The organism is Spirillospora sp. NPDC048911 (assembly GCF_043198015.1).
Lineage (GTDB): Bacteria > Actinomycetota > Actinomycetes > Streptosporangiales > Streptosporangiaceae > Spirillospora.
In genome coordinates, this window is sequence record NZ_JBICUD010000014.1 from 182113 (window position 1) to 194366 (window position 12254).

General features: G+C 70.7%; 11 protein-coding genes and 1 pseudogene. 11 read left to right on the top strand and 1 reads right to left on the bottom strand.

Annotated elements, in window-relative coordinates; all coding sequences use genetic code 11:
- Positions 1-20: 20 nt before the first annotated feature.
- The 5 genes from ACGFNU_RS45440 to ACGFNU_RS45460 all read left to right on the top strand — a co-directional run bounded on the left by ACGFNU_RS45440 (position 21) and on the right by ACGFNU_RS45460 (position 4173).
- The gene (locus ACGFNU_RS45440) at positions 21-1100 is read left to right on the top strand and encodes an ABC transporter ATP-binding protein (RefSeq protein WP_392602904.1); all 1080 of its coding nucleotides are present in this window, start codon (positions 21-23) and stop codon (positions 1098-1100) included.
- Positions 1097-2059 carry a carbohydrate ABC transporter permease gene (locus ACGFNU_RS45445; protein WP_392602905.1) on the top strand — a complete coding sequence of 321 codons (963 nt, stop codon included), beginning with the start codon at positions 1097-1099 and terminating at the stop codon, positions 2057-2059. The genes ACGFNU_RS45440 and ACGFNU_RS45445 overlap by 4 nt, the downstream gene beginning before the upstream one ends.
- Entirely contained in the window at positions 2056-2973 is a 918-nt protein-coding gene (locus tag ACGFNU_RS45450) for a carbohydrate ABC transporter permease (protein WP_392602906.1), read from the top strand. The genes ACGFNU_RS45445 and ACGFNU_RS45450 overlap by 4 nt, the downstream gene beginning before the upstream one ends.
- A 53-nt stretch (positions 2974-3026) precedes the next feature.
- The gene (locus ACGFNU_RS45455; protein WP_392602907.1) at positions 3027-3542 is read left to right on the top strand and encodes a YbhB/YbcL family Raf kinase inhibitor-like protein; all 516 of its coding nucleotides are present in this window, start codon (positions 3027-3029) and stop codon (positions 3540-3542) included.
- A 76-nt stretch (positions 3543-3618) separates the two neighbouring features.
- Complete coding sequence (locus ACGFNU_RS45460; RefSeq protein WP_392602908.1) at positions 3619-4173, top strand: hypothetical protein; 555 nt, start codon at positions 3619-3621, stop codon at positions 4171-4173.
- 3 nt (positions 4174-4176) lie between these two features.
- On the opposite strand, the gene ACGFNU_RS45465 is transcribed toward ACGFNU_RS45460, so the two are convergent.
- Positions 4177-5493: a KamA family radical SAM protein gene (locus tag ACGFNU_RS45465; protein ID WP_392602909.1), complete on the bottom strand. Its 1317-nt coding sequence runs from the start codon at positions 5491-5493 to the stop codon at positions 4177-4179.
- Positions 5494-5839: 346 nt separating this feature from the next.
- Between ACGFNU_RS45465 and ACGFNU_RS45470 the strand changes: the two genes are divergently transcribed.
- From ACGFNU_RS45470 to ACGFNU_RS45495, 6 genes and pseudogenes are all read left to right on the top strand, one after another.
- On the top strand, positions 5840-6532 hold the full coding sequence (locus tag ACGFNU_RS45470) for a DUF998 domain-containing protein (protein WP_392602910.1): 693 nt from the start codon (positions 5840-5842) through the stop codon (positions 6530-6532).
- Positions 6529-7419: an alpha/beta fold hydrolase gene (locus ACGFNU_RS45475; RefSeq protein WP_392602911.1), complete on the top strand. Its 891-nt coding sequence runs from the start codon at positions 6529-6531 to the stop codon at positions 7417-7419. The genes ACGFNU_RS45470 and ACGFNU_RS45475 overlap by 4 nt, the downstream gene beginning before the upstream one ends.
- Positions 7416-7787, top strand: coding sequence for a hypothetical protein (locus ACGFNU_RS45480; protein ID WP_392602912.1), 372 nt, complete (start codon positions 7416-7418; stop codon positions 7785-7787). Before ACGFNU_RS45475 ends, ACGFNU_RS45480 begins: the two co-directional genes overlap by 4 nt.
- A gap of 82 nt (positions 7788-7869) precedes the next feature.
- Positions 7870-8307, top strand: coding sequence for a hypothetical protein (locus ACGFNU_RS45485; RefSeq protein ID WP_392602913.1), 438 nt, complete (start codon positions 7870-7872; stop codon positions 8305-8307).
- Positions 8308-8415: 108 nt separating this feature from the next.
- Positions 8416-9471: pseudogene (gene plsX / locus ACGFNU_RS45490) on the top strand (phosphate acyltransferase PlsX); the annotation flags it as partial.
- 328 nt (positions 9472-9799) lie between these two features.
- Positions 9800-12223 (top strand): HAD-IC family P-type ATPase, encoded by a 2424-nt coding sequence (locus ACGFNU_RS45495; RefSeq protein ID WP_392602914.1) that lies wholly within the window; start codon positions 9800-9802, stop codon positions 12221-12223.
- The last annotated feature ends 31 nt before the right edge of the window (positions 12224-12254 follow it).

The following is a 12254-nucleotide window of genomic DNA, read 5'->3' on the forward strand; positions in this document are numbered from 1 at the left end:
ACCGCGGGCGGAGCGAGCCAATGAACGCTGTCGAGGTACGGGATCTGGTCAAGACCTTCGACGGGCACCTGCGCGGCCGTCGCCGGAAGGACGAGGACGTGCGCGCGCTGGCCGGGGTCAACCTCGCGGCCGAGCCGGGTGAGTACCTGGTGCTGCTCGGCCCGTCGGGGTGCGGCAAGACCACGTTGCTGCGCACGATCGCGGGCCTGGAGCAGCCGACCGAGGGCGAGGTGCTGATCGGCGGTCATGTGGTCAACGGGTTGCCGCCGCGGATCCGCCAGGTCGCGATGGTGTTCCAGTCGTACGCGCTCTACCCGCACAAGTCGGTGCTCGACAACATCGTCTTCCCGTTGAAGGCCGAGAAGATGCCGCGCGGCCTGCGCGAGCGCAAGGCCAGGGACGCGGCGGGCCGGCTGGGCATCGAGCCGCTGCTGGGCCGCAAGCCTCGGCAGCTGTCGGGCGGCGAACGGCAGCGGGTGGCGCTGGCGCGTGCCCTCGTCCGCGATCCGGCGGTATTCCTGCTGGACGAGCCGCTGTCGAACCTGGACGCCAAGCTGCGCGCGACGGCGCGGGACGAGCTCAAGCAATTCCAGGAGCAGATCGGCACGACGACCATCTACGTCACCCACGACCAGGCCGAGGCGATGGGGCTCGGCGACCGGATCGCGGTGCTGGAGAACGGCCGCGTCCGCCAGATCGGGACGCCGGTGCAGGTGTACGACGATCCCGCCGACACGTTCGTGGCCACGTTCATCGGGTCGCCGCCGATGAACCTGGTGCGGCGCGACGACCGGTTGATCGGCTTCCGGCCCGAGCATCTGCTGCCCGCCGCGAACGTGCCCTACGACGCGCGCGTCACGATGCCGATGCGCATCGACCGGATGGAGTACCTGTCGGGCGACCGGCACGTGTACGGCACGGTGACGCGGCTCGGCGAGGAGACGCGGGTGATCGCGCGGCTGCCCGCGACGGTCACGACGCCGCTGGCGGCGGGCGAGACGCACGAGTTCGCGGTGGTGGCGGGGCGGCTCCGGTTCTTCGACGCGGCGGCGGGCGGCCGCACGCCGGCGGTCCCGATCGGGAACGGGGGCGGCTCGTGACCCACGCGCGGATGCGCCGGGGCGGCCCGCCGCCCGGCCCGCTGGACGGCGAGCCGGGCGCGACCCCGCGCGCCAAGCCGGGGCTCGCCGACCGGGAGGGATTCCTGGCCTGGGCGATGCTCCTGCCCTCGGTCGTCTACATCGTCGCGCTGGTGGGCGTGCCGTTCCTGCTGGCGATCGCGTTCGCCTTCTCGGACGTGACGACCGGCGACCCCTCGTACGACTTCGTCGGGTTCCGCAACTTCGAGGCGATCTTCGACGACCGGGTGTTCTGGCGGTCGCTGCTCAACACCGTGGTCTTCACCGTCATCACCATGATCTTCATCGTGGTGCTCGGGAAGGTGCTGGCCAACATCCTGGTCGCCGACTTCCACGGCAAGTGGTTCGTGCGCTTCCTGGTGCTGCTCCCCTGGACCACGCCGGTCGCGCTGTCGACCATCTCGTGGCTGTGGTTCCTCGACTCGATCTACTCGCCGGTCGACTGGGTGCTCCGCCGGCTCGGAGTGATCGACACCAACGTGGTGTGGCTCGGGCGGCCCTCGGCGGCCATGGCGTCGGTCATCGCGGTCCAGGTGTGGCGGCTCACCCCGCTGGCCGCGGTGATCGTGATGGCCGGGCTGGTGGCGATCCCCCGCGACATCGACGAGGCGGCCCGCATCGACGGGGCGGGCTTCTGGCGGCGGATGTTCGAGGTGACGATCCCGCTCACGCTGCCGGTGATCGCCGTCGCCGGGCTGTTCGGCGCCATCATGACGTTCACCGACATGACCGTGTCGTACGTGCTGACGCGCGGCGGTCCCACCCACTCGACCGACGTGCTGGCCTCGTGGGCCTACTTCCGCGGCATCGAGGGCGGTGACGTCGGGCAGGGCGCGGCGATCGCGTTGTTCCTCTTCCCGATCCTGCTCGCGGGCGCGGTCGCGATCCTGCGCGCCGTCCGGCGTCTGGAGTCGCGATGACCGACCGGCTGATGACGAAGAGCGGGGCGCCGCGGCAGACGTCGCGGGAGGTGGCGCGGCTCCGGCGGCAGTACGCGATCCGGCACGTCCTGGCACGGTGCGGGGTGTACGGGGCGGCGCTGCTCGCGGCCCTGGTGTGCGCCCTTCCGTTCCTGTGGAGCCTGGTCAGCGCGTTCAAGCAGAACCGCGACCTCTACAACCCCGAGAGCAACCCGTTCCTGTTCAACGAGCCCGCCACGCCCGACCACGTGAAGTTCCTCTTCACCGACACGCCGTTCCTCACGTTCGTGGCCAACACGCTTCTCGTCGGCGCCCTCGTCGTCCTGCTCACGCTCGCGCTGGCGCTGCCCGCCGCCTACTCCCTCGCGCGCCTCAACCGGCCGTGGGGCACCCCCATGGGCATCGCGATCTTCCTCGTCTACCTCGTGCCGCCGTCGCTGCTCTTCCTGTCCCTGACCCGCGTCGTGGTCGCGCTCGGCCTGGAGGACACGATCTGGTCGATGGTCGTCGTCTACCCGACGATCACCGTGCCGGTGTCGGTCTGGCTGCTGATCGGGTTCCTGAAGGCCGTGCCGAAGGACGTCGAGGAGCAGGCGATGGTCGACGGCTACAGCAGGCTCGGCGCGTTCGCGCGGGCGGTCCTGCCCCTCGTCTTCCCCGGGATCGTCGCGGTCGTCGTCTTCAGCTTCACCCTGACGGCCAGCGAGTTCGTGTACGCGCTGGCGTTCGTGTCGGCGAGCCCGGAGATGGTCGTCAGCACGGGCGTGCCGACCCAGCTGATCCGCGGCGACGTCTTCTTCTGGCAGTCGCTCCAGGCCGCGACGGTGACGATGGCCGTCCCGATCGCGTTCCTGTTCAACCTCTTCCTGGACCGCTTCGTGACGGGCTTCACCATGGGGGCCGTGAAGACGTGACCCCGCACTGATAGAGATGGAGGGGACAACGATCGTCTGACGAGGAGGCCGCCATGCCCGCCCCGCTGCCGCACGAGCATCTGCCCGAGGTGCCGCCGTTCAACGTCGAGAGCGACGACGTGACCCACGACGAGCAGCTCTCGAACAAGCATGTCTTCAATGACTGGGGCTTCAGCGGCGAGAACGTCTCCCCGCACCTGCGCTGGTCGGGCTTCCCCGCCGAGACCAAGAGCTTCGCGGTGACCTGCTTCGACCCGGACGCGCCCACCGGCAGCGGCTTCTGGCACTGGGTGGTGTTCGACATCCCGGCCGACGTGACCGAACTGGCCACGGGCGCCGGCTCCGAAGACTCCAAGATCGGGATTCAGGCGCGCAACGACTACGGGACCAAGGCGTTCGGCGGCGCCGCCCCGCCGCCCGGAGCGCCGCACCGGTACGTCTTCACGGTGCACGCCCTCGACGAGGAGACGCTGGGCATCGACTCCGGCGTCTCCCCCGCCGTCGCGGGCTTCAACATCACCGCGCACACCCTGGCCCGGGCCTCGATCGTCCCCGTGTACGGGCACTGACCTCCCCCGGACGGGGGAACGATCTCGTTCCGGCGCGGGAGTCGCGGCACCGGGTCCGGCCGCGAGCATTGCGGCCGTGACCATCGCATTCCTCGCCGAAGCCTCCGCCGCCACGTCCATGAACCCCGCCGTCTGGACGGCGTCCCTGGTGACCGGCGGCGCCCTCGTCGCGGGACTGGCCTGGGCCAGCCGCCGGTTGCTGGGCCTGCCCGTGGGGACGGCGCGCACGGCCGTCGGCGGGCTGATCGGCTTCTCGCTGCCGGGCCTGCTGGCCGCCAGGCTCCAGGAGGAGAATCCGGGCCTCTACTTCGCCGTCTCCCTCGGCTCGGCGGTCCTCGCCGCGATGACCTTCATCGTGGTGGCCGAGGCGCTGGTGCCGGCGGGCTCGCTGCCCCGGCCGCACGAGCTGGTCGTGGCGACCCGGCGGCGGCTCGCGCGGACCCGGCGCGACGACCGCCGTGGTCGCCGCGATGTTGCTCGGCACCGCGGGCGGGCCGCGGATCTCCCGGGACGCCGGGTTGTTCGAGGTGCTGGGCTACGGGCTGCTCGCGGTCAGCTCGATCCTCGTGCTGCGCGTCCTGTTCACGATCTTCCGCGCCGACCAGGGACGCGGAAGATCGTGAACGGGTGATCGTCAGACTTCGAAGGGGAAACGGTCGGCGAAGGCCGGCTTGAGATCGTCCAGCCACACCGCGTCGGGGTCGTACTTGGCGAAGAACGGCTTGCCGACGAGATCGGCGTCGCGGGCCTGGATGAAGTGCAGGGCGAAGACCTTCTCGCCCATCAGGTCCAGCACGCCGTCCACGCAGACCTTGCCGGGGGTCGCCGACATCGACGGCCCACGAACGGTGCGGGAGAGCCCCGACACGCTCTGGTAGGCGGCCCGGAAGATCTCGTACGCCCGTGCCAGCGGTACCGCGAAGTAGTCCTGCGGCCCGGTGTCACGCTCCACGAAGAAGTAGTACGGGACCATGCCCATCCGCGTCTGGGTGCGCCACATGCTCTCCCAGACCGCCGGGTCGTCGTTGATCGTGCGGATCAGCGGCGCCTGGGTGCGGATGACCGCGCCGGTGTCGCGGATGCGGCGGACCGCCTCGGTGACGACCAGCGGCTCCAGCTCGCGCGGGTGGGTGAAGTGGGCCATGAACGCGAGATTCTTGCCCGACTCCACGACCTGCTCGAACAGCCGCAGCATGGCGTCGGCGTCCGGATCGGTCACGAACTTCTGCGGCCAGTAGGCCAGCGACTTGGTGCCGATGCGGATCGACTCGAGCTGCTCCAGGTCGAGCAGCGGCTCGATGTAGCGGCGCAGCACCGGTTCGCCCATGATCATGGCGTCGCCGCCGGTGAACAGGACGCTGGTCACCTCGGGATGCGCGAGCACGTAGTCGCGCAGCTGCTGGGTGTCGTCGCCGGCCATCTTGAGGTCGGCCTCGCCGACGAACTGCGCCCAGCGGAAGCAGTATGTGCAGTACGCGTGACAGGTCTGGCCCTGTTTGGGGAAGTACAGCACGGTCTCGTCGTACTTGTGCTGGAGGCCAGGGATCTTGCCGTCCCCGAAGCTCGGGATGTTGAGCTCCATCTGCCCGGCCGGATGGGGGTTGAGCTTCATCCGGACGGCGCGCGCCGCCGCCTCCACCTCGGCCTTGGGGGCCTCCCGGCGGAGCAGGTCCGACAGGTGCGCGACGTCGTCGGCGGGCAGCATGTCCGCCATGGGGAAGACCAGCCGGTAGATCGGGTCCTCGGGTGCCGCCGACCAGTCGATGAGCTCGTCGATCACGTACTGGTTGGTCCGAAACGGCAGGACCGTCGCCACCGCCCGGGTCGCGAGCTGCTGTTCGGGCGACAGCCCCGCGCGAGCGGTGAGCTCGTCGAGGTGCTTCGCCGTGAAGGCGCGGAACTTGCGACCAGTGGATCGCACTGCGGGAGCCGCGTCGTTCACCAAAGTCACGTGTTGGTACTCCTTGAAAGTCAGCGGGGAAACGCGCGCCCGGGGCGCGTCGTCACGGACGGTGATCAATGAGCCCCGAATCACCCCCATTGAAGCGTTTGATCCACCTTCATGCCGAATGGATACCCCTTAGAGGGTACAAAGAAGCTGGTCAAGCCCGAGCCAGACGAACCGCCGAGGACAGGGTTCCGGCGGCCCACCGCTTGTACAACGATTACGGCACGTGAAAGTGGCGCCCCGGTCACGTCCTTATGCTGAAGACAGAAATACTGGTACGGGAAGGCACGGACCGTACGGGCAAGGGGGACGGGTGCAGCCGGAGCCGCGCGACGATACGCCAGGGGTGGTGCCGGCTTTCGCCGTGGTCCTCGCGACCGTCGCCGCGATCTCCTACTCGACATTCCTGGTGGAGCACTTCCTGAGCCCCGACCTGGACGTCATCAATGGTTATGTGAGCGAACTGTCGGCCGTTGACCAGCCGTTTCACCAGGTTTACAGCGCCGGCGACTTCGTCACCGGAGTGATCTCGATCGTGGTGGCCCTCACCTGCCTGCTGACCCTGCGGCGGCGGCCCTGGTCGACCCTGGGCTGGAGCTTCCTGGCCATGTTCGGGGTCTGCGCCATCGGCGACGCGGTCTTCCCGCTCGACTGCGCGCCCAGCCTCGAGACGTGGTGCTCGCTCCGGGAGCGCACCGAGAAGGTCTCGTTCTCCCACCAGTTCCACGCCTTCACGAGCAGCATGGTGATCGTTTTCGGGGTGGCGGCGCTGCTCACCCTGTCGATCGCGGCGCGCCGGTACGGCTGGTGGCCCGCCCTCGCGCGCTGGGGCTGGCTGCTGGCGGTCTCGGAGACCGTGTTCGCGCTCAGCACGGTGCTGGCGATGCTCCTCGGCCGCTGGCTGGGCATCATCCAGCGGGTCCAGATCAGCATCCTGGTGCTCGGGCTCTTCACGATCGCCTGGGCCCTGTACGAGGACCGGCGGCGGCTCCGCCGGTCCGCCTCCGGTGACCGGCCCGAACGGGAGACCACACGCCTATGACGCCAGGGATCACGCTTGAGAACGTCGACGGGGAGCAGGTCCACCTGGTCACCACGGGGCCGGCTGACGGGCCGCCGCTGCTGCTGAGCGGCGGGCTCGGCGGGGCGTGGTTCGACTGGCAGCCGTCCGTCGACCTGCTGGCCGGGCGCTACCGGGTGTTCAACTTCGACCGTCCGGGGCTCGGGTTGAGCCCGATGGCGGCCGGCCCGCCGAGCCTGCGCCGCGAGGTGCGGATCCTCGCCGCTCTCGCCGAGCTGGCCGGCGCCCCGGTGACCGTCCTGGCCCACTCGATGGCCGGGTTCCACGCGGAGGCGCTCGCCCGGCTGCATCCGGAGCTCGTCCGGGGGCTCGTGCTCGTCGATCCCAGCTGTGAGCGCGACCCGCATGCCCGCGTACGGCTCGCGGGCCTGCTGGACCCGGCGGCCAAGGCCCTGGGGGCGGCCCTGGGCTTCACCCGGCTGTCCAAGATCGTCGGACCGGCGGGACGGCGGCTGGTCCTGCGGTGCACGAGCGACCGCGGCGAGCCCGTCCCGGACGAGACCGTCCGTTCGGTGTACGGGCGGGGCACGGTGCTCGGCACGGTCCTGTCCGAGGAGCTCGCCTACCGGGAGATGGCCGAGGACCTCGACCGGCTGCGCGAGCGGCAGCCCTTCCCCGCGATCCCCCTGGTCGTGCTCACCGCGCTCGGCGACCCGGGCCAGTCCGAGGACGAACGCGAGAAGTGGCGCGAGGGGCACCGTCTCCTCGCCGAGATGAGCCCGTACGGCCGTCAGGTGGTCCTTCCCAACGCCCGTCACATGCTGCAGATGGACCGGCCGGAGGCCATCGCGGACGCCGTGGCGCAGGTGTTCGACGCCCCGCGCGCTCGGGCTCGGGAAGATTCGTGAACGCCCTCCGCGCCGGTCTGCTGGCCGCGCTGCTCGTCTTCGCGCTGAGCGGATGCGATCTCATGCAGCGGATCTCCGACGGCGCGTACCGCAACGCGGTCACCGACGGCACCATCGCCGAGCTCAGGAAGCGGGGCGTCCGTCTGGACGGCCGCCCGTCATGCGAGATGCCCTCGACCGGCAGCGAGTCCGTCGTCCGCGTCCGGTGCACCGGCCGGACCGTCGCCGGCCTCCCGGTCGAGGTGTCCGGCGAGGCCACTCAGGCCGACACCGAGCGTCCGCGCGAGCAGTACCTGATCACCGTCGGCGGCAAGACGGTGGTCGACCAGGACTGCCTGGGGCTGGGCTGCCCCGGCGCATCCTCGTGATCGGGCAACGATTTCGCCTGATCCGTGGAAAGCCCGCCCGGCGCCGCGGGCTCGCCGCGTCGGCGCCGGTGACGCTACGCGTGTGAACGCCGCTGTGAACGACCGGCTGAAGGCAGCCGCGAAGGACAACCGGGTACGGGCCGCCGTCCTCGGCATCGCCGCACTCATCGTGATCGGCGTGGCCGCCGTCATCGTCCACGCCACCCTCATCGACACCAAGGAGCTCCGCTACCAGACGCAGGCGGAGCTGCTGAACTCGACGCCGGCGACCGCGGGCGCCGAGCTCCGTGCTCGCGGGGTGGCGCTGGGCACCGCGCTGAGCTGCGCGCACATGCCCGGATGGTCCAAAGCCAAGATGCGCGTGTCCTGCACCGCCACCACGACCGACAAGAAGGACGTCCGGGTCCTCGCCTCGGGCGAGCAGGCGAAGCGGGAGCACTACTACACGATCCTGGTGGACGGCCGCCCGATCGTGCAGAACGCGCACTGCCTCGGCGAGGACTGCCAGCGGCAAGGCTGAGCCGGCGGGGGCGAGACTCCGCTGTCGGGGCGGGTAAAGGGACGCCATACGATGCGATGAGCTGCCATCTTGCGGCCATCGCGTATCCCTGACCCCATCTGGAGCCTCATGACCGGCAAAGGCGAGTCGCGCGCGGCGCCGGCTCGGCCCGCGCCGATCGCGGTCGACACCATGGGCGGCGACCACGCCCCGGAGGAGGTCATCGCCGGAGCGGTCGCGGCGGCCGGCGCCCACGGCGTGCGGCTCGTCCTGGTCGGGCAGGCCCCGCGAATCCGCCGTGAGCTGGACCGCCACGGCGTCTCGGGCGAGATCCCGATCGTGCACGCCGAGGAGTCCCTCGACATGGGCGAGGGCGCGCTGGCGAGCTGGCGCAAGCCCCGTTCGTCGGTCGCGATCGCGTGCCACCTGATCAAGCAGGGCCGGGCCTCGGCGCTGGTGTCGGCGGGCTCCACCGCGGGGGTGGTGGCGACCGCGCGGCTGCGGCTCAAGGGCCAGCAGGGCGTGATGCGCCCGGCGATCGCTGTGACCTTGCCCACACGTCCGCGGCCCACGGTGCTGCTGGACGCCGGGGCGACCGCCGACGTCAAGCCCGAGACGCTCGTGCAGTTCGCGGCGCTCGGCACCGCGTACGCCCAGATCCGGCTGGGCCTGGATCGCCCGAGCGTCGGCCTGCTCAGCATCGGCGCCGAGCCGGGCAAGGGCAACAAGGTCACCAAGAACGCGCACGAGCTGCTGGTGAACGGCCGGCACGGCATCCGCTTCGCCGGGAACGTCGAGGGCCACGACCTGCTGCGGGGCGTGGTGGACGTGGTGGTGGCCGACGGCTTCACCGGCAACGTGGCCCTCAAGACCATGGAGGGCTCGGTACGGATGGCGCTCGCCGAGGTCCGCGAGGCGATGACGGGCAGCCGCACCGCCAAGCTGGGCAGCCTCCTCCAGCGCCGCCAGCTCACCGACCTGCGCGACCGGCTCGACTCCGAGACCTACGGCGGCGGCGTCCTGCTCGGGCTGAACGGCACGGTCGTGATCGCGCACGGCGCCTCCGAGGCCCGCGGCATCACCTCGGCGTGCGTCCTCGCCCACGAGCTGGCGACCGGGCGGATCGTCGAACGCATCCGCGACCAGGTCGCCGCCACCCGTACGCCGTCCCGGCTGGGCCGCCTGATCCACTCTGACCGCGACAACGGCGGCGACAAAGACAAGTCCGACACCGGCGACAAGCCCTCCGAGAAGCCCGCTGAGAAGCCCGAGAAGGCGGTGGAGAAGCCCGTAGAGAAGGCACCGGCGGACCCTGCCGACACGGTCCCGGACAAGCCCGCCGGCAAGCCGTCCGATGAGCGGCCGCGTGACGCGCCGGAGCAGCCCGCGAACGGGGCCGCGAAGGAGCCGGCGAAGGGGGCCGAAGTCAGGCCCGGCCGTGGCGAACCTCCCGCGGCCACCTAGTCTGGAATCGTCCGCAAGATCTTGGGAATGCTGCGTCCACGGGGGCACAGTGACGGATGTACGGCAGAGGCCCGCGCACGGGCTGACCGCGGCCCAGGTCCGGGAGCGTGTCGCGGCGGGCCAGGCCAACGACGTGCCGAGACGGTCCAGCCGGTCGGTGACCGAGATCGTCCGGGCGAACGTGTTCACCCGGTTCAACGCGCTGATCGGCACGCTCTTCGTGCTGGTCCTGATCTTCGGCCAGTGGCAGGACGGGCTGTTCGGCGGGATCATCATCGCCAACTCCGCCATCGGCGTCATCCAGGAGCTGCGCGCCAAACGCACCCTCGACAGGCTCGCCGTGGTGGGCGAGACCCCGGTCAGGGTCGTCCGGGACGGTGAGCCCGCCGAGCTGGAGCAGCAGGAGGTCGTGCTCGGCGACCTGATCATGCTCGGCGGCGGCGACAAGATCGTGGTGGACGGGACGGTCGCCGGGTCGCAGGGGCTGGAGGTCGACGAGTCGCTGCTCACCGGCGAGGCCGACGCCGTCCGCAAGGTGCCCGGCGACGAGGTCAAGTCGGGCAGCTTCGTGGTCGCGGGCGGCGGCACGTTCACCGCCGAGAAGGTCGGCCGCGAGGCCTACGCGGCGCGGCTCGTCGAGGAGGCCAGCAGGTTCTCGCTGTCGCACTCGGAGCTCATGGCGGGCATCAACACGTTCCTCAAGTACGTGACGTGGCTGATCATCCCGACCACGATCCTGCTGTTCATCAGCCAGTTCCGCAGCACCGACGGCTTCAGCGACGCGATCGTGGGCGCGGTGGCGGGCGTGGTCACGATGATCCCCGAGGGGCTGGTGCTGATGACCAGCATCGCCTTCGCGGTCGGCGTGGTGCGGCTCGGGCGGCGCCAGTGCCTGGTGCAGGAGCTGCCCGCCATCGAGGGCCTGGCCCGGGTGGACGTGCTGTGCGTCGACAAGACCGGCACGCTGACCGAGCCCGGCATGGACCTCGACGAGATCACGGTGCTCGACGAGGAACTGCCCGCCCGGCAGGCGCTGGCGGCGATGGCCGCCGGCGACCCCGATCCCAACGCGACCATGCGGGCCGTCAAGGAGGGCCTGGACGAACCCGATCCCGGCTGGAAGGTCACCGAGACGATCCCGTTCTCCTCGGCCCGCAAATGGAGCGGCGTCGCGTTCGACGGGCACGGCTCCTGGGTCTTCGGCGCGGCCGACGTGCTGCTGGGGCCGGACGACCCTGGCCGGCGCCGCGCGGAGGAGCTCGGCTCGACCGGCCTGCGCGTCCTGGCCCTGGCCCGCGTCCCCGACGACTCCCTGGCCGCTCCAGATCGGCTGGACGTGACCGCGAAGGTCCGGAAGGCGGCCCCGGGAGGCTTCGAAGCGGGTCCGGACGGGGAGGTGGCGGAAACAGTACGTCCGGCGGCGCTGATCGTGCTGCGGCAGCGGATCCGCGCCGAGGCCCCGAAGACGCTGGAGTACTTCGCCGAGCAGGGCGTCGCGGTCAAGGTGATCTCAGGCGACAACCCGGTCTCGGTGGGCGCCATCGCCCGCTCCCTGAACCTGCCGAAGGCCGAGCACCCGGTGGACGCCCGCACGCTGCCGGCCGACACCGAGGCGATGGCCCAGGTTCTGGAGGACAACTCGGTCTTCGGCCGGGTCGATCCCCAGCAGAAGCGCGCCATGGTCAAGGCGCTCCAGTCGCGCGGCCACACCGTCGCGATGACCGGTGACGGCGTCAACGACGTGCTCGCGCTCAAGGACGCCGACCTCGGCATCTCGATGGGCTCGGGCAGCGGCGCCACCCGGGCCGTGGCGCAGATCGTCCTCCTGGACAACAGCTTCGCGACGCTGCCGTACGTGGTCGGCGAGGGCCGCCGGGTGCTGGGCAACATCGAACGCGTCGCCAACCTGTTCCTCACCAAGACCGTCTACTCGATCATCCTGGCGGTGCTGGTCGGGCTGGTGCACGTCCGCTTCCCGTTCCTGCCCCGGCACCTCACGATGATCAGCAGCCTGACCATCGGCATCCCCGCGTTCTTCCTGGCGCTCGCGCCCAACCTGGAACGGGCCCGATCCGGCTTCGTGCCCCGGGTGCTGCGCTTCGCGGTGCCCGCCGGGCTCGCGTGCGGCCTCGCCACGTTCGCCGGCTACTACCTGGCCGCCGAATACACCCGGAGCCCGTTCTCGGCGAACAGCTCCACCGCCACCCTCGCCCTCTTCTTCCTGGCCCTGTGGGTGCTGGCCCTGATCGCCCGGCCATGGAACTGGTGGCGGCTGGGCCTGGTCATCGCGATGGGCTCGGCGTTCCTGATCGTCCTCGCGGTTCCGTGGCTGCGCGACTTCTTCGCCCTGCGGCCCGACAACGTCCGCAACGACCTGACCGCGCTCGCGATCGCCGCCGGTGCCGCCGTCCTGCTCACCCTCACGCTGCGCTGGGACAAGTGGACGACCAAGCCTCGCGACTCTTCCGATTAGCGATACGGGAGAAGCACTACTCGTTCAGCAC